At 36.6% G+C, this 24,689-nt stretch carries 22 protein-coding genes, 1 tRNA gene and 1 pseudogene; 7 read left to right on the forward strand and 17 right to left on the reverse strand.

Annotated features, from left to right (window positions below; all coding sequences use genetic code 11):
* Positions 1-22: 22 nt before the first annotated feature.
* The 3 genes from D9780_RS11635 to D9780_RS11645 form a co-directional block, all read right to left on the reverse strand.
* A complete protein-coding gene (locus tag D9780_RS11635; RefSeq protein ID WP_121641481.1) occupies positions 23-865 on the reverse strand; it encodes a sugar ABC transporter permease in 843 nt (280 codons plus the stop codon).
* Between the two features lie 5 nt (positions 866-870).
* The gene (locus tag D9780_RS11640) at positions 871-2,169 is read right to left on the reverse strand and encodes a sugar ABC transporter permease (protein ID WP_121640186.1); all 1,299 of its coding nucleotides are present in this window, start codon (positions 2,167-2,169) and stop codon (positions 871-873) included.
* Positions 2,170-2,282: 113 nt separating this feature from the next.
* On the reverse strand, positions 2,283-3,563 hold the full coding sequence (locus D9780_RS11645; protein ID WP_121640187.1) for a sugar ABC transporter substrate-binding protein: 1,281 nt from the start codon (positions 3,561-3,563) through the stop codon (positions 2,283-2,285).
* A 266-nt stretch (positions 3,564-3,829) separates the two neighbouring features.
* Here D9780_RS11645 and D9780_RS11650 point away from each other — a divergent pair, with 266 nt between their 5' ends.
* Positions 3,830-5,611, forward strand: a complete 1,782-nt coding sequence (locus tag D9780_RS11650; protein WP_121640188.1) for a glycoside hydrolase family 13 protein — start codon at positions 3,830-3,832, stop codon at positions 5,609-5,611.
* A gap of 87 nt (positions 5,612-5,698) precedes the next feature.
* Here D9780_RS11650 and D9780_RS11655 read toward each other — a convergent pair whose 3' ends face one another.
* Entirely contained in the window at positions 5,699-6,211 is a 513-nt protein-coding gene (locus D9780_RS11655) for a DinB family protein (protein WP_121640189.1), read from the reverse strand.
* A gap of 196 nt (positions 6,212-6,407) precedes the next feature.
* Between D9780_RS11655 and D9780_RS11660 the strand changes: the two genes are divergently transcribed.
* Positions 6,408-6,480 (forward strand) — tRNA-Thr (locus D9780_RS11660).
* A gap of 304 nt (positions 6,481-6,784) precedes the next feature.
* On the opposite strand, the gene D9780_RS11665 is transcribed toward D9780_RS11660, so the two are convergent.
* The 3 genes from D9780_RS11665 to D9780_RS11675 all read right to left on the reverse strand — a co-directional run bounded on the left by D9780_RS11665 (position 6,785) and on the right by D9780_RS11675 (position 11,292).
* On the reverse strand, positions 6,785-8,746 hold the full coding sequence (locus tag D9780_RS11665; RefSeq protein WP_121640190.1) for a hydantoinase B/oxoprolinase family protein: 1,962 nt from the start codon (positions 8,744-8,746) through the stop codon (positions 6,785-6,787).
* Positions 8,746-10,788: a hydantoinase/oxoprolinase family protein gene (locus D9780_RS11670; protein WP_121640191.1), complete on the reverse strand. Its 2,043-nt coding sequence runs from the start codon at positions 10,786-10,788 to the stop codon at positions 8,746-8,748. The genes D9780_RS11665 and D9780_RS11670 overlap by 1 nt, the downstream gene beginning before the upstream one ends.
* A gap of 291 nt (positions 10,789-11,079) precedes the next feature.
* On the reverse strand, positions 11,080-11,292 hold the full coding sequence (locus D9780_RS11675) for a DUF6366 family protein (RefSeq protein WP_121640192.1): 213 nt from the start codon (positions 11,290-11,292) through the stop codon (positions 11,080-11,082).
* Between the two features lie 151 nt (positions 11,293-11,443).
* Between D9780_RS11675 and D9780_RS11680 the strand changes: the two genes are divergently transcribed.
* Positions 11,444-12,154 carry a hypothetical protein gene (locus tag D9780_RS11680; protein ID WP_121640193.1) on the forward strand — a complete coding sequence of 237 codons (711 nt, stop codon included), beginning with the start codon at positions 11,444-11,446 and terminating at the stop codon, positions 12,152-12,154.
* A 93-nt stretch (positions 12,155-12,247) separates the two neighbouring features.
* On the opposite strand, the gene purU is transcribed toward D9780_RS11680, so the two are convergent.
* The 6 genes from purU to D9780_RS11710 form a co-directional block, all read right to left on the reverse strand.
* The gene (purU, locus tag D9780_RS11685; protein ID WP_121640194.1) at positions 12,248-13,147 is read right to left on the reverse strand and encodes a formyltetrahydrofolate deformylase; all 900 of its coding nucleotides are present in this window, start codon (positions 13,145-13,147) and stop codon (positions 12,248-12,250) included.
* 362 nt (positions 13,148-13,509) lie between these two features.
* Entirely contained in the window at positions 13,510-14,226 is a 717-nt protein-coding gene (locus D9780_RS11690) for a gamma-glutamyl-gamma-aminobutyrate hydrolase family protein (RefSeq protein ID WP_121640195.1), read from the reverse strand.
* Positions 14,227-14,755: 529 nt separating this feature from the next.
* On the reverse strand, positions 14,756-15,523 hold the full coding sequence (gene phnE / locus D9780_RS11695) for a phosphonate ABC transporter, permease protein PhnE (protein WP_121640196.1): 768 nt from the start codon (positions 15,521-15,523) through the stop codon (positions 14,756-14,758).
* Positions 15,520-16,320, reverse strand: coding sequence for a phosphonate ABC transporter, permease protein PhnE (phnE, locus tag D9780_RS11700; RefSeq protein ID WP_121640197.1), 801 nt, complete (start codon positions 16,318-16,320; stop codon positions 15,520-15,522). Before phnE (D9780_RS11700) ends, phnE (D9780_RS11695) begins: the two co-directional genes overlap by 4 nt.
* Positions 16,317-17,087, reverse strand: coding sequence for a phosphonate ABC transporter ATP-binding protein (phnC, locus tag D9780_RS11705; protein WP_121640198.1), 771 nt, complete (start codon positions 17,085-17,087; stop codon positions 16,317-16,319). Before phnC ends, phnE (D9780_RS11700) begins: the two co-directional genes overlap by 4 nt.
* 100 nt (positions 17,088-17,187) lie before the next feature.
* Positions 17,188-18,120: a phosphate/phosphite/phosphonate ABC transporter substrate-binding protein gene (locus tag D9780_RS11710; protein ID WP_121640199.1), complete on the reverse strand. Its 933-nt coding sequence runs from the start codon at positions 18,118-18,120 to the stop codon at positions 17,188-17,190.
* A gap of 296 nt (positions 18,121-18,416) precedes the next feature.
* Here D9780_RS11710 and D9780_RS11715 point away from each other — a divergent pair, with 296 nt between their 5' ends.
* Together D9780_RS11715 and D9780_RS21120 are read left to right on the forward strand one after the other, a co-directional pair.
* Positions 18,417-18,896: a tubby C-terminal domain-like protein gene (locus D9780_RS11715; RefSeq protein ID WP_121640200.1), complete on the forward strand. Its 480-nt coding sequence runs from the start codon at positions 18,417-18,419 to the stop codon at positions 18,894-18,896.
* 181 nt (positions 18,897-19,077) lie between these two features.
* Positions 19,078-19,221 carry a hypothetical protein gene (locus tag D9780_RS21120; RefSeq protein ID WP_162985854.1) on the forward strand — a complete coding sequence of 48 codons (144 nt, stop codon included), beginning with the start codon at positions 19,078-19,080 and terminating at the stop codon, positions 19,219-19,221.
* Positions 19,222-19,359: 138 nt separating this feature from the next.
* On the opposite strand, the gene D9780_RS11720 is transcribed toward D9780_RS21120, so the two are convergent.
* Together D9780_RS11720 and D9780_RS11725 are read right to left on the reverse strand one after the other, a co-directional pair.
* The gene (locus D9780_RS11720) at positions 19,360-21,027 is read right to left on the reverse strand and encodes an acyl-CoA dehydrogenase family protein (protein ID WP_121640201.1); all 1,668 of its coding nucleotides are present in this window, start codon (positions 21,025-21,027) and stop codon (positions 19,360-19,362) included.
* Between the two features lie 239 nt (positions 21,028-21,266).
* Positions 21,267-21,722: a MerR family transcriptional regulator gene (locus tag D9780_RS11725; protein ID WP_371413656.1), complete on the reverse strand. Its 456-nt coding sequence runs from the start codon at positions 21,720-21,722 to the stop codon at positions 21,267-21,269.
* A gap of 241 nt (positions 21,723-21,963) precedes the next feature.
* Here D9780_RS11725 and D9780_RS11730 point away from each other — a divergent pair, with 241 nt between their 5' ends.
* The gene (locus D9780_RS11730) at positions 21,964-22,419 is read left to right on the forward strand and encodes an ASCH domain-containing protein (RefSeq protein ID WP_121640202.1); all 456 of its coding nucleotides are present in this window, start codon (positions 21,964-21,966) and stop codon (positions 22,417-22,419) included.
* 242 nt (positions 22,420-22,661) lie between these two features.
* Here the strand turns inward: D9780_RS11730 and D9780_RS11735 are convergent, their stop codons facing one another.
* Both D9780_RS11735 and D9780_RS11740 read right to left on the reverse strand, forming a co-directional pair.
* Positions 22,662-22,901, reverse strand: a complete 240-nt coding sequence (locus D9780_RS11735) for a ferredoxin family protein (RefSeq protein WP_073007769.1) — start codon at positions 22,899-22,901, stop codon at positions 22,662-22,664.
* A 164-nt stretch (positions 22,902-23,065) separates the two neighbouring features.
* A pseudogene (locus D9780_RS11740) lies at positions 23,066-24,262 on the reverse strand (M20 family metallopeptidase).
* A 154-nt stretch (positions 24,263-24,416) separates the two neighbouring features.
* Between D9780_RS11740 and D9780_RS11745 the strand changes: the two are divergent.
* On the forward strand, positions 24,417-24,650 hold the full coding sequence (locus D9780_RS11745; RefSeq protein WP_162985855.1) for a DUF2188 domain-containing protein: 234 nt from the start codon (positions 24,417-24,419) through the stop codon (positions 24,648-24,650).
* Positions 24,651-24,689 lie beyond the last annotated feature (39 nt).

Below are 24,689 nucleotides of genomic sequence, written 5' to 3' on the forward strand. Positions count from 1 at the left end.
CGAACCGAAAAAAGATATGTTGCTACCCTTTCGTCGCTCCTGAGGTTAAACCAGAAATTAAGTAACGTTGCAATAATAAGAACACAAGCGCAATTGGCACAGCAATAAGGATGGAACCAGCAGCAAACCTAGTGAAATTCGTCGAAAACTGGTCATTGATAAAATTATATAATCCTAGTGCCAATGTGTATTTTTCAGGACTTGTTAGAACAATCCTTGGCAATAAAAAGTCCATAAATGGCGCCATAAAATTAAATAATGCGACAACGGCTAAAATAGGCTTGGCCAATGGTAACATAATCGTCCAAAATATTTTCAAATGACCTGCCCCATCTATTTTTGCCGCTTCGTCCAATTCTTTAGGTATCGTATCAAAGTACCCTTTCACCAACCATGCGTTAAAAGGAATTTGCCCACCTAAATAGATTAACATTAAACCATAGAGAGAATCGGTTAAGCCAATCGTATTTAATAGAATGTACAAAGCAACCATCCCCATTAAAGCAGGAAACATTTGTAACAATAAAAACATATACAAACCATATTTTCTACCAACAAATTTGTATCTAGAAAAAGCATAAGCAATCAAAGATGTAATTACAACGGACCCTATAGAATTAATAACTGCAACATAAAGGCTGTTCTTATACCAAATTACATAATCACTGTTTGGGTCAGTAAACAACCATTTATAATGTTCTAACGTTGGGTTCTTTGGAAATAAATCCGTTACGAGCATATTCGAACCTTCATTTAAACTCATCATTAAAGCCCAAAATAATGGATAGCCAATAATTACAAACATAATTAGGAAAAAGATATAGATAAACGTTACTTCTATCCTCGATTTTTTCTTACGTGACATAGCCATTAGTAACGTCCCTCCTCTTTAAATGAAGCTGTCTTTCTAAATTGGAAAAAGGCAAATACAGAGATAATTAATCCCATTATAATTGTAATAGCAGCAGCCATATTATAGTTATTAGACTCAAACGTTAGTTTATACACCCACGATATTAAGATATCTGTACCCCCAGCATTTTGGCCTCTCACAGCAGGGTTACCTTCATTAAATAAGTAAATAATATTAAAGTTATTAAAGTTTCCTGCATATTGCATAATTAACAATGGAGCTGTGGCAAATAAAATATGCGGTAATGTAATATAACGTAATTTTTGCCAACGCGTACCTCCATCTACATCTGCAGCTTCATACATATCTCGAGGAACGCTTTGCAATACACCTGTAAATAAAGCAAACACAAATGGAAATCCAAGCCACGTTTGAATCATAATTAAAGCGATTTTTGCCCAAAACGGATCGGATAACCAAGGAATTATTACATTAAATTGACTTAAAATGTCCCTATTGATCGCTCCAAAGGTAGGGTTAAATAGTGCGGAAAAAATTAAAATCGACACAAAAGCTGGAACTGCCCAAGGTAATATTAAAAATGTCCGTATTGTTCGTTTAAATTTAATTCTCGGATCGTTCACTAACAATGCTAAAAATAGTCCCAATACAATTTGGAATGTTGTAGCAACAACTGTCCAAACAACTGTCCATGTAAAAACACTTAAGAATGTGTCTTTCCATATATCTATTTTTGTTAAGTTAACAAAGTTCTCGAAACCGACCCAACTTAATAAATTACGCGGAGGCGCATTATATTGGTTATAATCTGTAAAGGCTAATGCGAGCATAAACAATAAAGGTACAACCACAATAAATAAAAGCATTAATAGACCAGGCAAAATCATAAAATATGGAAAACCATTATTGTAAAAGTTTTTCACACCTTGTAATAATGTGGGATTAGGACGATTATGCTCTCTAGCTATAGCATCAGCACGAGCGTCTTTTATATTATAAACATAGATCGCTATTCCAAATGAGAGAATAATTAACGAAATTAAACCCTGTATAAGCAGTTGGATCGAATGGTGCTCACGCGGAATCGTTCCAAGCGTGAATAGCCCCCATATCCCAATATCAATAAAATTCCATGTGGTTACTAAAAAAGAAATCGTTACAATTAAAAATATGCATCCTTTTAAAAACCTTCTATTATACATTTGCCCTAATCCAGGTATGATAATAGATAATATCATTGCTAATGTACGAGGCTGTATTCTTCGGGCGTTGGTATCATTTTTTTCAGTAGCCATCCCGTTTCTCCTCCAATCACAAACTACCAACTATAAAGCTGGTTCGTTTCTTTTTCACTCTTTTTTAACAAATTCTAAATTACGTTATATAGGGGACTATGCCCCTATATAACTTATTTCTCCTTGACTCTTGAAGCCTCTATTTGTTCTTTAATTATTTCAACTGCTTCATCCAACACTTCTTTCACAGGTTCACCTTTTGAAATGAAGTTTAGACCATCATTGAACGGCTCCCATACTTGCTGCATGGCAGGAACACTAGGCATCGGCTCACCGTATTGTGTTTGTTCTGCAAATGCAGAATAAATTGGGTCATCGGCAATAATTGGATCTTCCATTGCATCTTTACGAGCAGGTAGTTCTCCAGCAATATCGTAATATGTCATAGAACTTTCAAAGTTTGTCAAATAAGCCATTAAATCCTGAGCCCATTCTTTATTTTCTGAGTAGAAGGAAAGCATATACGATTTCACGCCTACAAATGATTTTGGATTTTCTCCATTTTCCAATTTAGGTAGCGGAACCGTAGCTAAATCATCTCCAAGCGCTTCCGAGTAATCACGTACCATCCAAGGTCCGTTAATAATCGTTGATACTTTTCCTTCTTGGAACAGTCCATTCATTATATCTGGAGTTAAATCCTGTGGGATGTATTCTTTATCAAACCATTCAGAAACTAATTCCCCACCTTTTAAAGCGCCTTCATTATTTAAACCAATATCTGTAATATCATAGTTTCCATCTTCATTCGCAAACACATACGCTCCGTTTCCCGAGAAGAAAGGGTATACAAAATATAAGTTAGCCGCTTCCATTAAAAAGCCAAATTCATCTTTATTAGAATCCGTGTCTCTTTCAGCTATTTCCATAATTTGCTCCATTGTTTCCGGTGTTTCTTCAACGCGAGATTTATTGTAATACATAGCATACGTCTCAGCTACAGCTGGATATCCCCAATATTCTCCATCGTATTGCATCGCTTCCAAAGCTGTATCTGTATATTCTTTTGCAACATCTCCCAAATCTACTGGGTCTACTAATCCCCTAAGTACTAAATCACCAATTCTATCGTGCGGCTGAAAAATGACGTCTGGACCATTTCCGGCTGGGCCTTCAACATCTAATTTTTCAATTTGCTCTAGCATATCTACAGGCACCATTTCTATTTCTATTCCTGTTTCTTTTGTGTAGCCTGCTGTCATTTCTTTTAATGCTTCTTCTTGTTTTTCTTCCGCATTTACCCAAAGTTTCAGTTTTTCAGGCTTCTCTGGCATCTCTCCTGATTTAGTAGCTTCCTTTTCTCCTTCAGATTTTTGAGCATCATCTGGACCACAGGCAGCTAAAACGCTAACAAATAAGATCATTGCAAGTAAATAAAGTAAACCTTTTTTCATATTTAACCCTCCTAAAGGATGTAATATAGTCTGCAATACTGTGCATTTTAGTGAAATCGTTTGCACCAGTACTGTGATTTCATTATACAACAAAGCTATTAAATTGCAACAAGTTTTTTCATCAAAAAAACTTTTATTTTAGTATAGATAACGCTTTCATAACTGTGCTTTATATGATGCTATTTATTTATAGTTATCTGTATTTTAGTCAAAAACTTATTTTTGATCATTTTTAGCGCAAACGTTTTAACCAAGGAGGAATTATATTGATCAAAGAAGCAATCTATCATAGGCCTAAAAATAACTTCGCTTATGCCTACGACAAAGAAACACTGCACATTGTTCTACAAACAAAGAAAGACGATATGAAAACAGTACAGCTTGTATTTGGCGACCCATACAACTGGAAAAATGACGAGTGGCAAAGGGAAACGAATTCAATGGTTAAAACGGGTTCTACAGATTTCCATGATTATTGGTTTATTGCCATTCGACCACTATTCAAACGTTTACGTTATGCTTTTATTTGCAGTGATGGATCAGAAACGTGCTTTTATGGGGAAAGTGGCATTTTTGACAACCCTCCAAAAGATATCGCTAACTATTTTTGCTTTCCATTTTTAAATGCAGCCGATGTATTTCAAGCACCAGAATGGGTGAAAGATACGGTTTGGTATCAAATTTTCCCTGAACGATTTGCAAACGGAGATGAAACTCTAAATCCTGAAGGCGCTTTACCTTGGGGATCTACCAATCCCTCAACAACAAACTTTTTTGGCGGGGACTTTCAAGGAGTTATTAACCATTTAGATCACCTTGAAAGTTTAGGAATAACAGGCATTTATTTCACACCAATATTTAAAGCCTATTCCAATCATAAATACGATACCATGGATTATATGGAGATCGATCCGCAGTTTGGTGATAAACAAACGTTTAAAAAGCTAGTGGAAGCTTGCCACGATCGAGGGATTAAAGTAATGCTTGATGCCGTATTTAATCATAGTGGCTATTACTTTCCACCGTTTCAAGATGTATTGGAAAACCAAGAGCATTCCAAGTACAAGGATTGGTTTCATATTTGGAATTTCCCTGTCGTTACAGAGCCACAACCAAACTACGACACATTTGGATTTGTCGCATCAATGCCTAAACTAAATACGGAAAATCAGGAAGTAAAAGACTATCTATTAAAAGTTGCGCGTTACTGGATAGAGGAATTTGATATTGATGGTTGGAGACTAGATGTAGCTAATGAAGTGGATCACAGTTTCTGGCGCGATTTTCGTCGTACCGTTAAAGAAGCAAAGCCAGATGCTTATATATTGGGTGAAATTTGGCATGATTCCATGCCTTGGCTGCAAGGCGACCAGTTTGATGCTGTTATGAATTATCCATTTACGAATGGGGTTATCGACTTCATTGCCAAAAATACAATGGCTGCAACTACATTTAAAAATGCGATTACAAAAGTATTGCATATGTACCCAAGGAATGTAAATGAAGTGGCATTTAATTTATTAGATAGTCATGATACACCAAGAATTTTAACGATAGCTAACGAAAATATCGACCGTATTAAATTGCTTTACCTGCTCCAGTTTTCCTTCTCAGGAACTCCATGCATCTATTACGGAGATGAAATTGGCATGAGCGGAGGGCATGATCCAGGTTGCCGTGCTTGTATGGAATGGGATGAAGAAAATCAAAATCGAGAGCTATTCACCTATGTACAAGGACTGATTCGTTTACGTAAAACGGAGCCTTTATTCGGAAATGACGCTTCATTTCGTTTTTTATATGCCGATGATAACACCAACACGATTGCCTATGAAAAATATGATGAACAAAAACGTCTTATCTTTCTGTTAAATACAGGCGAAAAAGAAGCTAACGTCTCAAATACTTGTATTTTTAAAGCAACAGAACAAGTGAATGAATGGAGCATTTCTTCCCTTTCAAATGGTGTAAAGAAAGAATGTATAAATATATCAGAACCACTAACTGTACCAGCTCTTGCCTATCGTGTTTTCGAATCTAAAAAATAGTATTGCAAAGCCTTTTGAGGTGGTTTCTCAAAAGGCTTTTTCGTACTATAGGATGGCTTCCATGTTTCGTATATGGCTGATAGTATCTTAAGATAACTCGATTTGTCCACCTGCTTTATGCAACAGAAATGAATGAATTTGTTGTTTGTGGTGATTATCATGCCAAATAAATACGGCAATATAATTAAATAATGTGTGTGGATAACCAGAATATTGATCCATTTTCTCGCCGTTTAATGTGAAGTTTGCAAAAAATTCAGCTTCTGTTTTCTGTTTTACAGCAAAAACTAATTTTTCACGCGTAATCATTTTTTGCTCAATGAGATGTTTTGCAGATACACCACTCCTTGCATATGCAGAGGCTGGCGTGTTGATTATTTCAAAGTCCACGCTCTGAATAGTAGCATCTTGCTTCATTTTTGGAAGCATTTCTTCAAGAATGTACCTATCCCAAAAAGTCATATGACTAATAATCTCTGCTGTCGACCATTTTCCTTTTGCAATTGCTTGAAACATGTCCTTTTCAGGCCCTTTGGTTCGTTCACTTACCCAATTATTGCATGCAGCAAATGCATGAACTAACGCTTTCGTACTTTCCATCGTTCTTCCTCCCCACTCCCGATATAATTCGATATAATTTTTTTATTTTGTATAGGTAAACCATTAGTACCCAAACGTCAATCATACATATTCTCCAAATTTACACAAAAGTCCTTCTTTTGGGATTATTATTTCTATGAGGAAAAGGGTTGATGAATAAAAATGATAGGAGTATTATATTTTATGTAATACCTTTGCTGGTGTAGCACAGTTGGTAGTGCACTTCACTCGTAATGAAGGGGTCGGAGGTTCGAATCCTCTCACCAGCATATTTGGCAAGTATTGATACAATGCTGTTCTTGATAAATTCAAGAGCAGCATTTTTATTTTCAATCATTTTTTTGCCGACCAATCTGCCGACTAAATCTATACTAATTTTGGTGATATTGGATTTATTAGATTACTGTAATAATTAAACATTTTAAGTTAAGACTGATTAAAAAAATGTGCATAAAGCATATTTTCCGCAAACAAGACATAGCATATTAGCCTTTGTAATTTGCTATGTCTCATTTTTTCCTAACTTAGCTGATATAGATAATACTTATAAAAATCCCACCACAGATGATTTCTCTATTCCCAATAAGCTACTGAGCGCTTGTGAAGCATCTCTCGAAACTGTTGCGTTGTTTTTTCCAAAACAGTGTTTGTTGAAAAATCAATAATTACGCCATATTGACGAATTAAGTCTAATTTCCCTATTATCCCATCTCTATACTTTATAATTACATTTTGTGGGTCTTCTGTTAGCCACACCTTTCTATTTTCTCTTATATAATTGCGCATACTGCTGGTTTCTTCTTGTAAAATTTCATAATGATCAACATCAGGATCAATTGCCTTGATAACCACGCCATAATCTTTTTCTGCACGAGCAATAGAAACGTAGCCATCTTTAACATCTTCTAATACCGATTGTGGATTACGTTTTAGTGGGTCGCCAAGTCCGCCTCCTCCAGCTGATGGTCTTGTAAATCTATCCCCTTCTTTTAATGAAACATTAGAAAAAAAAGCACCTAAAAATTCTTCTTTATCTGTTTGAGGATTTAACCAATTTCCGTGCGGGTTTGACGGCAAACCGCCAAAGATCCCCCATGTAACTGATCTTGAACGGTCACAACATACAGACATAACAGCATCTTGAATCGCCGTTAGTGTTCCCCCTTTCTCAACTCCACACCCTCCGCGATATTCACCGGGTCCTCCAGAATCAGTCATAATTTTATGATAAGATGTAATCACAGGGGTTAAACGCTCTTGACCTTCACAAGGTTGCACACTCAACCCCGCTCCAAAGACTGGTGACATAGCATTCGCCCCATCTTTACTTATACGACCACCGTGGCCACCGACCATCCAGTCATACCACATAAAAAATTGATTATATCCTTCTCTTTGATCCCATCCTCCAATTAATAAATACTCTAAATTAAAAGAACATGCTAGCGCTTTTTCCGGCATAATATGTGACCACAACTCAAAGCAAGCATTCATAATTTTCTCAAATGGTCCTGAACAAAAACCAGATACAGCCACTGGCCAATCTGCATGAACAACGGAACCTTTTGGTAAACTTGCTTCTATAACGCGATAGAAGCCAGAGTTTAATGGTATATCAGGAAAAAACGTTTTCGTCCCAGCATATAGACCCGAAAGTGAGGAACCAAAAGTTGCATTCAAAAAACAACCAATAGTGGAATGTGTCCCATCCAAATCATAAACAATTTGATCATCTTTAATAGATAATTTTACTTTAATAGGAATCATTCCGTCTCCAAAATCTGGATCCATATCAATATAATCTATTGTTTCCCATGTTCCGTTTGGAAGCTGCTTTAATTTCTCTCTGGTTAATCGTTCTACATAGTTTTGAACTTCAGCAAATGCTAATAATACTTTATCTATTGTATATTTATCTATTAATCTGAGAAGCTCTTTTTCCGCTACTTTTGTTGCTTCTACCTGAGAACGTAAATCTCCAAACCGTTCTTCTGGCACCCGCATATTGCTCACAATAAGATTAGCTACATCTTTCAAATAGTTACCCTTACTCCAAATTCGAGTTGGAGGTATGCGAACACCTTCTCCAAAATGAGCCTTAGAGCTAACATCAAAAGATCCAGGCATACCTCCACCAACATCAGCCCAGTGACCATTTGACTGGATAAATGCAATCAGTGTTTTCCGGTAGAAAACCGGTCTTATCACCCTAACATCACTAAAATGAGTCCCCCCACGATAAGGATCATTAATGAGAAATACGTCCCCGGGGTGAATATCCTCTTGAAAATCTTCAATAATTGCTTTTGCAGTTAAATGTAAAGTGCCTACATGAACAGCGATATCCTGCGTACCTTGCATTACAATATTCCCATTAGCGTCACATAATGCAGAACTAAAATCTCGATTATATATAACAAACGAATAACACGTTCGTATTATCTGTTCCGACATCTGATCAACTAAATTAATAAAACTATTCTTTAACACTTCAAATGTTACTGGATCTAAAGAATTGTTTTTCATCACTTCCATCACGCTCCCCCTATATTCACATGAATAATTATATTTTTATACTCATCAACGGTAGCGGTAAACTGTGGCGGAATAATAATTGTCGTATCTAGCTGTTCGACAATTGCAGGTCCATGTATAAAGCTATCTACTGGGAGAAGTGACCGTTTATATATTGGTGTACGAACTAAACCATCTTCTTCCTTAAAATAAACATGACGATATTCCTTTAAAGCATTTTCTAAATTCCCTGAAGGCTCCTCTTTTGCTAGTTCTGGTTTAGGTACCGTCCCAATAGCCTCAACACGTAATCCATAAATTTCTACCTTTTGATCTGGATTCGAGAAGGCGAATGCCCGCTCATGTTCTTGGTGAAACTTGTCTAAAGCACTACTTAAAGAAACGATTGGACGATTGACAGTGACAGCTAGCGACCTCCATTGACCGGAGTAACGCATTTCCAAATGCCGAATCAATTGCATGTTTTGTACGGAGACCTTTTCCTTTTTTAATAACTCTATTCCCTTTTGCTCTAATTTAGCAAATGCCTTATTTAAATCTTCTTGATCCACATCTTCCATATTGGCTACATAAGTTTGGGTTATATCGTGGCGGTAATCAACAAGTAAACAGCCGTATGCAGCTGCAACACCAGGATAGGTGGGTATAATAACATGAGGAATATGCAGTTCTTTTGCTAGATAAGCGCTATGCAATCCTCCTGCTCCACCAAAAGCAACTAATACGAAGTCTCTTGGGTCATAGCCCTTTCTAACCGAAATAAGACGAAGCGCATCACTCATGTTAGCATTAGCTACATTTAATATCGCGTCTGCGGCTTCCAGAGAAGTATAGCCAAACGTTTCACATATTGGTTGCAGCGATTGAACAGCTTGTTCTTTTTTTAACTGCATCTCGCCATTTAATAGGGAGTTGCTGAGCCGACCTAATACCAAATTCGCATCGGTGTTTGTAGGCTGTGTTCCACCTTTTCCATAACTCGCAGGGCCAGGAAATGAACCAGCACTCTCTGGACCATTTCTCAGAGAACCACCTGCATCAATCCAAGCTAAACTCCCTCCCCCTGCACCAATTGTCATCAGTTCAATACTTGGAAATCCTATTGGATACCCATATTCGATATACCATTCTTTTGTCATTTTCAAATTTCCATCATAAACTAAAGAAATATCCGTACTTGTTCCGCCCATATCTAATCCAATGGCATTCTTATACCCGCATAAACTTGCAATATGTTTACTTGCAATTGCTCCAGCAGCAATACCCGAACTTGCAAGTCGTCCCGCGTATTTTGGTACATTTTCCGAAGTAATCACACCACCTCCAGAATGCATAATTAAAATTTCACCTTTATACCCCTTTTCACCTAATTTACTTTCCAATGTCTTCATATAATTGGTTATTTTTGGACCAAGAACAGCATTAATTACTGTTGTACTCATCCGCTCATGTTCAAAAATTTCTGGAAGAATATCACTAGAAATAGTAATGAAAACATCTGGTAGTTGCTCTTGTAATATTTCCTTTGTTACACGTTCATTTCCCCCATTGATATAAGCATTTAAAAAACAAACAGCAATGGCTTCTACCCCCCTTTTTTTCAGCTTATGTGCTAATGCTTTTACTTCCTGCTCATTTACATTAACAAGGATATCACCAGCGTAATCCGTTCTTTCTGTAATTTCAAAACGATCTCTTCTTTTGATATATGGCTGGGCAACATCGTTATACGCATCCCATAAATCCAATTTTGTACCTCTACGTATTTCTATTGCATCACGAAATCCTTTCGTAGTAATTAGTGCCGTATTAGGAAGTTTCCGTTCTATTAAAGCATTAGTCCCTGCAGTCGTACCATGCGAAAAAACCTTGATCTCTTCAAAAGGTATATTAACCTTTTTCAGCCCTTGTATGACACCAATATCAGGATTTGCAGGAGTAGATGATGTTTTCTCTACAGAAATCTTCTTATTAACTTCATCGAATACAAACACATCTGTAAACGTCCCACCCACATCAACAGCAACTCTTAATTTTCTCATATTTCTCCTCCAATGCTTTAGAAAGCCTTTGTTTTTCCTATCCTATAAACCAAAAAACTCACATTTTCCTATAGTTAAAAATAATAAAAACCAGTTATACAGACAGAAAAAATCCATCAATATAACTGGTTTTAATCTAGGGTTTGCTCAACCGAAAAAAGAGAGTCAATTAGATTTGGCAGTTAATTAAATTTAATTATTAAAATACGAATTATTCTTTATTTAAAAAATATTTTAACAAATAATCTTGCAATTGTCACGTTTTTTTAATTGGCTTAGAATACACGCTTCCTAAAGATGTATATTCAGAATATAAACAGACGTGATGAATAAACCTATTACTATCGCAATAACGAATAGTAAACTACCTTTCCAACCTAAAGCACCTACTAAATCCGACAAAACACTTCCATGAATACTACTTGAAGAATTCTTTAATTCCTCTTGTCTCATTCTTTCCCTTTTTCTTTCAGGAGTTTCCTTACCCTCTCCGTCTTTTTTCATTACGCACTTCCTCCCTTCCTAATTCAATATGTACAAGGCAGAATCTTCTCTAAGCCAATGGAAAAAAGCATTTTTGGCTGTTCATATTAGCTAACAAATTTATACAACCGCTTCCTTTTTTATGATACTATTACGTGGAGGAGGAATTCATATGGCTATAATCAGTACAATATTAGGTACAATCGCATCATTGGGGATCATTGCTGGCATTATCCTACTAATCGTAGGTGCTATTAAAAAGAAAAAATACAGAGGCGGCTTGATAACACTCGTTTCCATCGTTTTATTTAGCATAGCATCCTTTATGATGCCTGACGAGTTGAAAGAAAAGTATGCAAACCAAGAACAAAGCAAAGCTGAAACCCCGGATAAAGATAAACGGGTAATTGATGATGATTACGATTACGATGACGAAGAAGATGACGACGAATACGACGATGATAAACGCAAAAAGAAAACGAACGCGCTTTCTTCTCAACAGAAAAAAACGATAAAAGCAGTACAAAATTTCCCTACTTTTACGAAAGAATACAAAAAATTAAGCCGTAGTACACAAAAGAAAACATGGGATAAGCATTTATCTGGAAAAAAGGTAACTTGGAAAGGTTACGTAATGGAAGCCAAAGGAAAAAAGGTATACGTCTGGGGAGGAGCCAAATACAACGGGCAAAAATGGTCTAAAATTAAATCAAGTAAAAAAAATGAGGCCTACCAAGTGTTTCTTGCCGATTTTGGAAGAAGTACTCCAAAGAAAGCATTGAAACCTGGGGATAAAGTAACAATAAAAGGCACACTGATGTCCAACGGTGACCCGAAACAAAATATGCATTGGAAACTACATAACGCCAAAATTGGGTATTAGAAAAACGTAGCTATCGTTAAAGTCTTATGACGGTAGCTACGTTTTTCTTATATTATTGTTTCCCTATAGGGAAAGGAGAAAAGTTCCCTTTCCCTAAAACACGATCGTTTTATTTTGATACACAATGATTCGATCCTCCAGATGCCATTTGACAGCTCGCGATAGTACAACCCTCTCGATTGCTTGGCCAATCTTCTTCATTTTCGCGATATTATCTCTATGATCTACTCTACCGATATCTTGCTCAATAATCGGACCTTCATCCAGATCATTGGTTACATAATGAGAGGTCGCTCCAATCATTTTTACACCACGTTCATACGCACGTTCATATGGCTTTGCACCAACAAAAGCTGGTAAAAAAGAATGATGGATATTAATGATTCTGTTCTCATAATTTTTAACAAAGTCACTTGTTAATATTTGCATATAGCGCGCAAGCACAATAACATCGACCTCGTAATCTTTTAGCAATTGAAGTTGCTTTTCCTCTACTTGCTTGCGAATATCTTTATTTGCTGGAATGTAATAAAAAGGAATTCCCAGCGACTCAACTGTTTCTCTAGCTGTTTCATGATTGCTAATAACAAGAGCGATATTCGCCATAAGACCACCGCTTTGATATTCCCACAACAATTCCATTAAACAATGCGGTTCATTAGAGACAAAAATCGCTACATTTTTCAATTGACTAACATAAACGAATTGCCAATTCATCGCAAATTGTTCGCCAATAGGTTGAAATGCCTGCTCAATTTGCTCTGCCTTTTCACCTAATTGCGGACAATAAAATTCAATCCGCATAAAAAACTGACCGCCGTCAGGATTCAATGTATATTGATCAGAAGTAATAATATTTGCTCCGTTTCGATATAAAAAATCAGAAACAGTGGCTACTATTCCAGGCTGATCTGGGCATTTAATTAACAGACGTGCCTTGTTTTCATTTTCCGTTTTAAAGTGGTCAATACTTTTCTTCATGAAGTGATTCATAGTTGATACCTCAATCATTTATTTTTACATAATACAATATGCTATTTTAACAAATGAGTCAATACTATTCGTTCTATCACTTATAGATTCCATGCAAATAAATTGTCACTATTGAAAATATCTTTTACAAAATTTATTGTTCATATACGCGGCTGAAGGGGGCGCACTCGAAATGCGCTAGGGTGTGTAAGCGCCTTATTGGTTCAAATCCCACCTTTTCCGTTTGATATTCACATGTTAAAAATACCAACAATTATCTGTTAAGCTGCATATATGCTACTTCGATCGAGATGAGCTTCCCTCCTTCTTTTAAGCCCCATTTCTACAATAGCCATTAAGCTTACTAAAATGCATGAATGATTTTAGCTTCTTTCCCTGCAAGCTTCTATAAACGCATGAAAAATATTTTTAGAGACAGCATCTTCTTCTATCGCTAAGTTTTCCGGATGCCACTGAACTCCTAATAAGAAAGACTCTTCTCTACTTTCTATTGCTTCAACGACGCCATCACTTGCCATACCACAAATTTGCATACCCTCTCCAAGCTTTCGGTTAGCCTGATGATGCCTACTATTCACTTTTATTTTTTCCATACCGGCAATTTCTCGTAATACAGATCCCTCTTCCACGTAAACATAATGGGAAGCATGACCATCGGGAGCATGTTGCTTATGCTGTAACAATTCCCCTTCCATTTGTGCATAAATGTCTTGGTACATATCGCCGCCTAAGGCAATATTTAAAATCTGACACCCTCTACAAACTCCTAATATGGGTTTTTGGTGCTTTTGTATTTCTTGTATTAATGCAACTTCGTATTGATCACGTATCGGATTAATTTCCCCTAACTTTGGATGCGGTTCTTCAACAAATAATGTAGGGTCGATACTATTGCCCCCTGTTAAATATAACCCGTCAATTAAACTGGCAATTTGTCTTATGTGCGTTTCTGAAGGTACAAAAGGAAGAATTATTGGGGTGCCTCCCGCTCCCTCAATTGCTGTAATATTAGCAATACTTACAAAATGCATATTCGATGCGTTTTCTACAGATGGCGTTACTCCAATAACTGGCTTCATTGAAAACACACTCCCTAGAGAGAATTTTCTGTCTGTAAACCTGACTTCTAATCAGTATACGGATAATTTGAGCAAGTTGCCACATATTAATAAAAATATTTCTTACTCCTTATAAAAAGAAATGCTTTTATGTATTTTTCGTTCAACTGCATAAAATGAAACTTCAATCAGTGAGGGGGCTTTCATCCTCCCCACGAATTGTTACATATGTTCTAAAGCCATTATCTCCCTCAAAGAACTCTCCTAGTACACATCTTGTTTAATGCTTACGTCACCTTATATCCAGAATAAAGACATAGCCACAAAGCAACCTTTTTTGAGAGATAGGGGAGTATAAAAATTTGCTCTATAGGACAAGGAAATAACGTAATAGTGACGTCCGGTTCCATTGCCAACAACTAGGCAACTTCACGAAATCGACCTACGATAAGTCACCATCGTTCGTCCCTCACCGTGGTTCCTTTATCTCAGTCGCTTCGTTCCAGTTGCTACATTGCTAAATGGGCGCTTGCGCCTTTGTTCACGACATTTAAATGAAACGTGCTCTTAATTTTCCTGAAATCATATCAATTACCGTTACCATCAAAATAATCCCTAACAAAATTATCCCTACTCTTTCCCAATCTCTAACACTTAAAGCGAAAATAAGCGGTGTTCCTATTCCTCCAGCGCCAATGACACCTAAAACTGCCGCGGCACGTACATTTACTTCAAAGCGATACAATATGAACGAGAAAAAGTTTGGTAATACTTGTGGTACAATGGCAAAAATAAATGTCTTTACTGGATTTGCTCCAGAGGATATTAATGCTTCTTTACTACTTAAATCTACATGATCCATACTTTCTGAAATTAGCTTTCCTAACATACCAACAGCACCAATACCTAAAGCTAGAACACCTGCAAAGGCTCCTGGTCCTACTGCTTTAATAAATAATAAGGCAAGTACAATATCAGGGAACACACGAATAAAACTTAACATAAACTTACTTGTTCCAACAGTAGCTTTAGACTTAATAACATTTTTTGAAGCTAAAAAAGCAAATGGAATACAAAGAATACCAGCAATAAATGTTCCTAGCAAAGCAATAGCTAGTGTATCTAACAACCCACGAAGTAAATCCTCTCCATCGGGGTCATACACATAACTCCAATCAGGTTGAAACAGACCAGAAACAATAGCAGAAACCACTTCAACAGATGTATCCTTCCATTCTAATTTCGGTAGACCAGCAAAAGCCCAGATGTATATAGCTGAAACGATGGCAACAATTGCAATCAAACGAATTCGCTTCATGTTAATTTCTCCCTTATTCTTGTTGACAAATAATCAATAATTAAAACAACTACTAATGTATAAATAATAATGGAAGCTGTTTTCCCATAGTCAAGAAATCCAAGTGTTTGTTCATAATATAGACCAATACCCCCAGCTCCCACCAAACCAAGCACTGCTGCCGCACGGATATTAATTTCGAATGTGTATAGAAAGAACGACATAAATGATGCCATTATTTGCGGAACGACACCATAAAAAATCCATTTTAATTTATTTGCACCAACTGCGGTCATTGCCTCCAGCGGTCCAGGGTCTATTGCTTCAATCGATTCATAAAAAAGCTTAGCAATAATACCAATAGAAAAAAACATGAGCGCAAAAATACCTGGTATAGGTCCAATACCAAACACGGCAACAAATAAAGCAGCTAATAACAACTCAGGTATCGTACGAATTAAATTTAAAACAAACCTGGCTGATGTTGTAATCCATGCAGAGCGGAAAACATTCCGCGCTGCCAAAATTGATAACGGGAATGCGATTAAACCACCAAGCGTTGTTCCAACTACCGCCATACGAATGGTTTCTAAAATCGGCTGTGTGATAACCGAAAAATAATCCCAATTCGGCGGCACCAATTGAACAATAAGATCCCACATATTCGGCAATCCACGAAGTAACTCTGTAAATGAAAATTCAATTTGCCAACCTCCCCAAAGCAGTAACACTGCTATGAAGACTGTTGTAAAAAAAGGCTTTAGCTTAGATGGAGGAACAGGTATTGCTAGCGACTGGTTAAACTGTGATTCTTTCATTTTGCAACTCCTATCTGTTCTGCCACTAATTCATGGTTTCCATAAATAGTTGCAAAAACTTCTTCTGTTGCTTCATTAGCTTTTCCATCAAATACTATTTTCCCTTTATTTAAACCAATAATTCGACTAGCATATTTTCTAGCCAGATCAACAGAATGCAAATTAACTACCATTGTAATATTTAATTCTTGATTAATTCGCAGCAAGTCATCCATTACTTGCTTCGTTGTAATTGGATCTAAAGAAGCTACTGGTTCATCCGCTAAAATAACTTTAGCCTCTTGCGCTAACGCACGAGCAATGGAAACCCTTTGCTGCTGTCCCCCAGATAGTTGATCCGCACGAATATAGGCTTTTTCTGCTATATTTACACGCTTTAATGCATTCATAGCAAGTTCTTTATCTTGCTTAGAGAATAAACCTAGTATCATTTTTAATGTCGAATGATAACCGACTCGCCCAGATAAAACATTTCTCATGACGCTGGATCGACGTACGAGGTTAAAGTTTTGAAAGATCATCCCAATGTCTCGTCGAATTCGATACAATTCGTTTCCTCTTGCTTCAGAAATCGAATTTCCGTTAACTGTTATTTCTCCTTCACTTATTTCATGCAGACGATTAATGGAACGGAGGAGCGTAGATTTCCCTGCACCAGATAACCCTACTATAACGACAAATTCCCCCTCCCTAATTTGTAAATCAATATCATCTAATCCTTTTGTACCATTGGAATATACTTTAGAAACATTTCTTAATTCTATCAAGGCTTCCCCTACTTTCTATTGAAGTAAAAGGAGGCTGTTCGCGATTGGCGAGCAGCCTTCTTTGTAATTTATTGTAGTCACAGAAACGCAGTCTGTAAGATTATTTTTCTACTTCTTTACTTACCTTTTCTTCATATTCTCTCACAATATCAAAATTGCTATCTTGTGATTCTACGTATCCTTCATGAGAATAAATATCACGAATGATTTGCTGACCTTCCTCGTCTTTTCCGATAGCAATAAAAGCATCCGTAATAGCTTTCTTCATTTCATCATTAATTTCAGGACGAATCGCTACGGTATCATTCGGAATTGGTTCCGTAAATTCAATAATTCGTGTTTCTTCAAAAACATCTTCATAGTCACTAGCAACGACATTACGAGCATCTTGAAACGTTACAGCTGCGTCTATGTCACCATTTAACAAAGAAATTACCGCTTGGTCATGCCCTTTTAATGTTACTGGCTCAACGTCGTTCAAAGGATGAATACCAGCCTCTAGTAATGTAGCTGCTGGCCAAACGAAGCCTGCTGAAGATGTTACATTTTGATAACCAATTTTCTTTCCTTTTAAATCTTCAACAGACTCAATATCAGAATCTTTATTGACAATAAAGATAGATTTATATGAATCCACTAATTCTTCTGTTGGGGAACCATCATCATTTACACCATAACGCTGCGCTTGCAACATGACATCGCCTGAACCTTTTTCTTGTGCAAGTACATAGGCGGTTGGTGGTAAAAATCCAACATCTACTTGTTCTGAATCCATAGCTTCTATGATCGTGTTATAATCCGTAGATACACTTACTTCAACAGGAATATCTAATTCTTCACTAAGTAATTCTTCCAAAGGCTTTGCTTTCGCCTCTAGTGTATCTGCATTTTGTGAAGGAACAAATTGCACAGAGAGCTCGTCTAATTTTTCTTCACCTTTTTTTGCTTGTGCATTATCCGCATCATCCCCACAAGCAGAGAGAAATCCAATTGAAAGTAATAAAGATAGTCCTACGTATTTTGCTTTTTTCAAGCCTGTTCCCTCCTAATAGATGTAATCTTCAAGTGCTTTTCACCGAAAAAACCACTTCTCTTTCCTTTGTAACGATTGTTATGTATAAAGTTTTGATTTCGCTGAGCACTCTCCCCCTATTCTACAAAACAATTATTTGGCTAGTATTAATTACATGTAAACTTTACGTAATTTCTTTAAAGCCATATAATAATTCGAAACCTTAACTATGCTAATTCGTATATTTATAAATAAGGGGGAACACAAATGAAAACCTACTATTTACAAGCTCCTATTTATTTTTCAGCAAAAAAATCATGCCTTTTACCATTGATCAAGAAGAGGTCGGATACATTCGCAAAACAGCTGCTAATACACTTGAAAAAGATCGTGTTTTTACCTATACAAGCTATGATGAGGAAAAATATTATGTTCTTGGAATAAAGAAAAATGGTTGGAAACGCCTCGTATTAACCGAGTATCAGCTACAAACTAATTCTAAAAAGTATCATTTCAAAGATAAATTAGGGAGTAACATACTTTATTTTTGTGTTATGGGGGAGGTAGAAAATCATCAAATTCTAATCGAGGAAAGTTGGGCTGGCGATTTAAAAATAAAGTTTAATCATAATAAAGTTGCCAAGATTAAAGTTGCATCCCTTAGCTTGAAAACAACCTTTCAGTATGAGGACACTGTGGAAGAAAATAGTCCTTTATTCGCACTCACCATTCTTATGTATTTCATGTTCAAAATATATAAAGATGAAAATAAATGGATAGAAGGACTACTTGAATGAATGTTAATATTTTTCATGAAATGATACTTTTAATCACTTCTTCGCGAACACTTCCAGCACATTTCTCTTCCTTATTACTCCCCACCCTGCATCACTGCTAATTTGCGCCTCATTTACTTTTTCCTTTTATATTCATGATATAATGGATATACATTTAAGGATAAAAAGGAGTTATAAATTAATGAAGGTGAAAATGAACGTTCAAACTGCCTACCACGGAGACTTACTACGTGCAGGAAAAGTATACGACGTAGATGACGAAACAGCGAAGCGTTGGATTGCCAGTAAATTAGCTAAAAAGGTAGAAGATCAGTCAATCAATTAAGCGATAGATTTAATATGATAAAGTGAAATTTTTATCCGTGGGGGCTTTCTTGCACCCCCACTAATAATTAGAAAACAAAATGGATTCATGACTTTGTTGCTGAATTCCTCCATAGCTTCTAACAATTATTTATTATTTTTACTTGTTACTCTCGACAATTCCTTCATAATGCTTTAGTGGGATAGGATCAGCACTTATTTCATTATGGTTCCACATTTTATGAAGATAAACTTCCGAAACAGCAACTTCTCTAGCATTACCTTTCACGGCTTCTTCCATTGCTACAATGCTTGTTAATATCTTTGTCATCCGATCAGCAAGATGTTTGCTATAAAACGTTTGTAACTCACCATCTAATTCTTTCCACTGTTCTAAATAGGTTTGGAGTTCCGCTATTCCATTTTCTACAAAATGAACAATTTCTTTTTCTATCTGACATATACCTTTTACCCTTTCTAAACGCTCTATCATCGTCATAATGAACAATTCATCTACTTGAAATTTGTCTATTAATCGAATTACTTCTAAACCAAGGGTGTTTGCCGTTCCTTCCCAAACTGTCAACACCTGGGCATCTCGTAGCAAACGAGGTGTAACAAAATCCTCTATATATCCATTTCCTCCATGCATTTCAATTGCTTCATGAGCAAAGTGAATCGCTTGCTCAGCCGTTTCCTTCTTCATAATGGCAACATAAAGACGGAATAAAATTTGTTCTGTAGACGTTGTTGGACCATCATCACCCATTACCTTATCCATTAATTGAATCATTGTAAACAGGGTGCTCAAATAAACTTCTTGCTTTGCTGCCATGGTACTGAGCGTGTCGCGTATCATAGGGTAATCTGTAAGTTGTTTACCAAAAGCACTTCTATGTTTTGCGTAATTTTTAGCTTCTATATATGCACGACGCATAATACCTACAGATGCAACAGCATTTGCGACACGCGACAAATTAAGCGCTTCCATCATATAAGTGAACCCTCGGTGTAACTCGCCTACTAAGTACGCTTTTGCTTGATAAAATTCAACCTCGGCGGATGGAACGGCACGAACACCTAATTTATTCTTTAACCTGCGTATCCTAAGCCCACCATTTTCTCTATTCTCTTCCCATGGAACAGCGAATAAACTTAACCCTTTCGTTCCAGGACCACCACCACCTACTCTCGCCAATACCATAGCTACCCCACAAGTGCCAGCATTACTAGCAAAATACTTCTCGCCTGATAATTGATAGTAGCTACCTGCGTTTTCGGCCTGTACTTCGTTCGCTCCGACATCAGATCCTCCCTGGCGTTCCGTCAAGAACGTTGCTCCCTCATATAATTTTTCTTCTCCCGTTGCAAGTACATGAGGAAGAAAACGCCGTTTAATTTCAGGTGATGCATAGCGATTAAGTAGATAAGCGGTTGCTTTTGTTAAAGTAACAGGACAGTAGAATCCTGCTTCGGCCTGCGATAACAAGTAACCTTGCGTAAAGGCATATAAATAATTCCCGCTATGCCCTAATTTAGGTATCTCTTTATGAATATAACCAACAATACCTGTACCATACGCTTCTTGAACAGTTTTTTGATAACCATCATTCACCCAGACCTTTGAAACCTCATTTCCAAACTTATCATAGGAGATTAGCTTAGGCTCACCTGCTTTATCGGTATAAGCTGCTCGTTCATCAATTTCTCCAGCACAACGTGCACCGAAATTCTCTAATTCTGTATTTGCCCAAGTGGCAAATGCTGGTGTTAAATAACGATTGACTAATAGCTGCAAATGATCATCTTCTAAATAAAAATTTTGCATGTCATGATCTCCTCCTTTTACTTCTATGAACGAAGTTGGTTTTTCATTAACTTTCCAGTCGCATTCCTTGGGAGCCATCCCAAAATCTCGTATATTTTTGGGGTTTTAAAGCTAGCTAGTTTACTTTTTTAGTACTCCTTACAAATACTAGTAACATCAACTGAAGTAGGGGTAATAATAGTTCATGGTCTGAGAGCTTCCGTGTTTAATGGGCGAGCAATTTAGAACTAAACAATGCCTTATTCCTCCAATTCTACTAACTTTTCTTGAAATGAAAGAATATATCTTTCCATTTCCTTCCTAACTTCCTCTAGTTCTTTTATTCTTACAGCCACTTCCCCCAATTTTAAGTACCCATATTCGATTGTCTTTTTTAACTGTTGTTTGCCAGTAGGATCTTGATCAAACAAACGGATCATTTCTTTAATTTCTACCAATGAAAAACCAAATTTTTTCCCACGAAAAATAAGCTGCAATTGGGTTAGTTCTTTTTTTGTATATACTCGCTGCCCACCATTCGTTCTTTTCGGCTTTAGAATGCCCATTTCCTCATAATAACGAATCGTTCTTGTAGAAACCTCAAAGCGTTTTGCTACTTCATGAATGGCATATCTATTATCCACTAACTTCACCTCACCTCTTTTTCCACTTATCAGATAAATATAGTTTACCATTAACGTTAACGTTAATTTCAAATATAATAACACTTTTTCCGCATTTGATTGTTTTTTTCATTAAATTTGTAGCTTAACGATACAAACTTCATATGGACATGCGTAAAAGCGCAAATAAGTGTATACACATTTGTTCGTCTTTCAACAATTAAGTTTGCCTTATCAAACAAATCAATTAATAAAATCAATCGTGAAACTTCACAATATGTGCTAAGCTATGGAAAAATATAATTTATACAGAAACGTTTGAGGGGGAAAAGGGATGAACAAAAAATCGCAATTTTATTGGAATAATTTTTGGAATGCTAGACGTGAAGAAAAACCAACAGCTGTAACCGCTTGGCAATTTGGCGCTGACCCAGACTATTTGGCTCAACTGGTTATTGATGGTCTAAAAACAGCCACTTGCTCTGGGCTACTATTTTATGAATTGGAAAATGAGCCAATTCCTACTGTCCAAGACTATAGCATTATTTTAAATAGCAATGAGGAGCCATTAGCAATTATTAAAACGATCGACGTACAAATAATGCCTATGAATGAAGTTCCAGAAGATTTCGCTATCGCAGAGGGAGAAGGGGATAGAACATATCAATATTGGAAAGATACGCATGAAAAGTTCTTCAAACAGGAACTTCAGAATGTAGGTCTTGCATATTCTGAAGATATGATGTTGGTATGTGAACGTTTTACATTAATTGATGTCAAGCAGCAGTAAAAGGCTCTAGAAAACTTGGCTATCACCAAGTCTTTATGGCGATGAGCCGTCGTTTTGCTTACGCTATTAAGATGAGAAATTTAATACTTTCTAATAATAGAAAAACAAAACGCACCTCCCATTGTCAACTGATGTTCAACGATGGGAGGTGCAATTTATAAACAAGTATTTTTACCATCTAAAAGATATTTTTTTTATTTAAAAGGTAAGTATACCAATGAATTTTTTGCTTTTTCTTCTCGTCATTTATTCGCAAAAAATTCTTCTGCTTTTTCTAGAAAGACTTCTTGATCAGCAGTTAGATCATATTCTTCTTCAATGGCATCTACAGGGCATACTGCTTTACAAGCGCCACAATCAATGCAAACATCTGGATCAATATAAAATTGATCAGGACCTTCTTCTATACAATCAACAGGACAAACGCTAACACATTCGCCTGACTTCTCGCCTCGGCAAGGATCTAAAATAACAAAAGCCATCTATATTAACCTCCCTTATATCATTAAACCAAGCTTACTTCTTATTTAATGATACATGAGATCATGATTGCAAGTAAACAGCTTTGAACAAAAACTTTAAATCTAGTACGTGAAACGGATCAATCCACTCCAATTGCACACACCATTATTGTTGCCATCTATTTTTATGTTTCTTTTTCAAAAGCATGCAACGTATCTATCGCTAACTGCGCTAAAAAGGATGTTCCGATAGGTAAAGCACGTTCATTTATTTGAAAGCGCGCATCATGGAGGGGAGCTTGTTTATTCGTTTCGTCTAATTGCGCCCCTAACCAAATAAATGCACCAGGGTAACTCTCTAAAAAGCGACTAAAATCTTCACCAGCTAAAGACGGATTTATTTCAGGTGTATCTAGTTTTAATCCATTAGCTGTTTCCCTTGCTAGACTGGCCCATTTTGGTGTATTAATCGTAGCAGGATAACCACCTTGATACATAATATCTGCTTTCACTTCAAAAGCTTCTGCAATCTGTTTCGTGATGGTGAAAAAACGTTCCTTCAGGCGAGCTCGTATAGATGGCTCATAGGTACGAATAGAACCTTCCGCTTTTACTTGGTTAGGGATAATATTCGCTGCCTCGCCTCCAGTAATTTTGCTTATCGTTACAACGGATGCCTCCAAAGGATCTAGACTTCTACTAACAATGGTTTGCAAACTAGTGATAACATGACCTAAAGTCACCATTACGTCCGTGGTTTGGTGAGGCATGCTGGCATGTCCACCAACCCCAGTAAGGGTGATTTCAAATCTATCCGAAGCCCCCATCATTTCTTTATTTCTCACACCAATTTGTCCAACAGGCAAATCCGGCCATACATGTTAACCGTAAATGACATCTGGAACATATTCAGAGAATATACCCTCATCCATTAATCGCTGGGCTCCTCCTTCTGGCGCATTTTCTTCAGCAGGCTGAAATACGAGCAATACCGTTCCATTAAATTCATGACGTAATTGTTGCAACACATAACCCACTCCTAACAGCATAGCCATATGCGCATCATGCCCGCAAGCATGCATTTTATTTTTGTATGTTGAACGGTAAGCGTGGTCGACTAATTCCTGAATAGGTAATGCATCCATATCAGCTCGAAGCGCCGCGGTTTTTCCTGATGATTTACCATGAATAATACCTAATACACCATGTGTTGCGTATCCGGTTTCAAAAGGGATTTCAAACTGCCGTAATTTTTCTTGAATAAAAGCTGAAGTTTTATTTTCTTCATTGCTTAACTCCGGATATTGATGGAAATATCTACGTATAAATTCCACTTCTTTCTCTATCTTTTGGACTTCATAAGCTATTTTCGATTTTTTCATTATTCCCTCCAATATAAACACTGTAATAATAATTTATTTTAGCATAGATTTTATTTTTTTGAAAATTCTATGAAAACCCCGGTTTTATCGTTCACTTATTTAAGTGTTTAGAGCAAGTTGAAATGGGGAATTTCTTTATATGCTAAAAAAATAAATGGCGATAATACATCAAAAAGGAGGTTTTATTTTGAAAACATATAGTGTAACACCGAATGTAGATGGAACAGGGTGGTTTGTAAAACTTGAGGATGTTGCGCCGGAAAAGTTATACGGAACAAAAGATGATGCCATTGAAGTTGCAAAACAAATGGCAGATGAAAATAGGCCTAGCAAGGTGGTAATACTCGATAAATTCCATCAAGTACTAGAAGAAAAGCAGTTTAACTAAGTGTTGAAGAGCCAAAAACCTTGTGATACAAGCCATCAC

Origin of the sequence: Virgibacillus sp. Bac330, assembly GCF_003667845.1 — a bacterium.
GTDB lineage: Bacteria > Bacillota > Bacilli > Bacillales > Amphibacillaceae > Virgibacillus > Virgibacillus chiguensis.

Excerpts from the sequence above, each read along its gene's own strand:
- D9780_RS11635 (WP_121641481.1), bottom strand. The coding sequence starts at position 865 with ATGTCACGTAAGAAAAAATCGAGGATAGAAGTAACGTTTATCTATATC.
- D9780_RS11640 (WP_121640186.1), bottom strand. The coding sequence starts at position 2,169 with ATGGCTACTGAAAAAAATGATACCAACGCCCGAAGAATACAGCCTCGT.
- D9780_RS11645 (WP_121640187.1), bottom strand. The coding sequence starts at position 3,563 with ATGAAAAAAGGTTTACTTTATTTACTTGCAATGATCTTATTTGTTAGC.
- D9780_RS11655 (WP_121640189.1), bottom strand. The coding sequence starts at position 6,211 with ATGGAAAGTACGAAAGCGTTAGTTCATGCATTTGCTGCATGCAATAAT.
- D9780_RS11665 (WP_121640190.1), bottom strand. The coding sequence starts at position 8,746 with ATGGAAGTGATGAAAAACAATTCTTTAGATCCAGTAACATTTGAAGTG.
- D9780_RS11670 (WP_121640191.1), bottom strand. The coding sequence starts at position 10,788 with ATGAGAAAATTAAGAGTTGCTGTTGATGTGGGTGGGACGTTTACAGAT.
- D9780_RS11675 (WP_121640192.1), bottom strand. The coding sequence starts at position 11,292 with ATGAAAAAAGACGGAGAGGGTAAGGAAACTCCTGAAAGAAAAAGGGAA.
- D9780_RS11680 (WP_121640193.1), top strand. The coding sequence starts at position 11,444 with ATGGCTATAATCAGTACAATATTAGGTACAATCGCATCATTGGGGATC.
- purU (WP_121640194.1), bottom strand. The coding sequence starts at position 13,147 with ATGAATCACTTCATGAAGAAAAGTATTGACCACTTTAAAACGGAAAAT.
- D9780_RS11690 (WP_121640195.1), bottom strand. The coding sequence starts at position 14,226 with ATGAAGCCAGTTATTGGAGTAACGCCATCTGTAGAAAACGCATCGAAT.
- phnE (WP_121640196.1), bottom strand. The coding sequence starts at position 15,523 with ATGAAGCGAATTCGTTTGATTGCAATTGTTGCCATCGTTTCAGCTATA.
- phnE (WP_121640197.1), bottom strand. The coding sequence starts at position 16,320 with ATGAAAGAATCACAGTTTAACCAGTCGCTAGCAATACCTGTTCCTCCA.
- D9780_RS11715 (WP_121640200.1), top strand. The coding sequence starts at position 18,417 with ATGCCTTTTACCATTGATCAAGAAGAGGTCGGATACATTCGCAAAACA.
- D9780_RS21120 (WP_162985854.1), top strand. The coding sequence starts at position 19,078 with ATGAAGGTGAAAATGAACGTTCAAACTGCCTACCACGGAGACTTACTA.
- D9780_RS11720 (WP_121640201.1), bottom strand. The coding sequence starts at position 21,027 with ATGCAAAATTTTTATTTAGAAGATGATCATTTGCAGCTATTAGTCAAT.
- D9780_RS11730 (WP_121640202.1), top strand. The coding sequence starts at position 21,964 with ATGAACAAAAAATCGCAATTTTATTGGAATAATTTTTGGAATGCTAGA.
- D9780_RS11735 (WP_073007769.1), bottom strand. The coding sequence starts at position 22,901 with ATGGCTTTTGTTATTTTAGATCCTTGCCGAGGCGAGAAGTCAGGCGAA.
- D9780_RS11745 (WP_162985855.1), top strand. The coding sequence starts at position 24,417 with ATGGCGATAATACATCAAAAAGGAGGTTTTATTTTGAAAACATATAGT.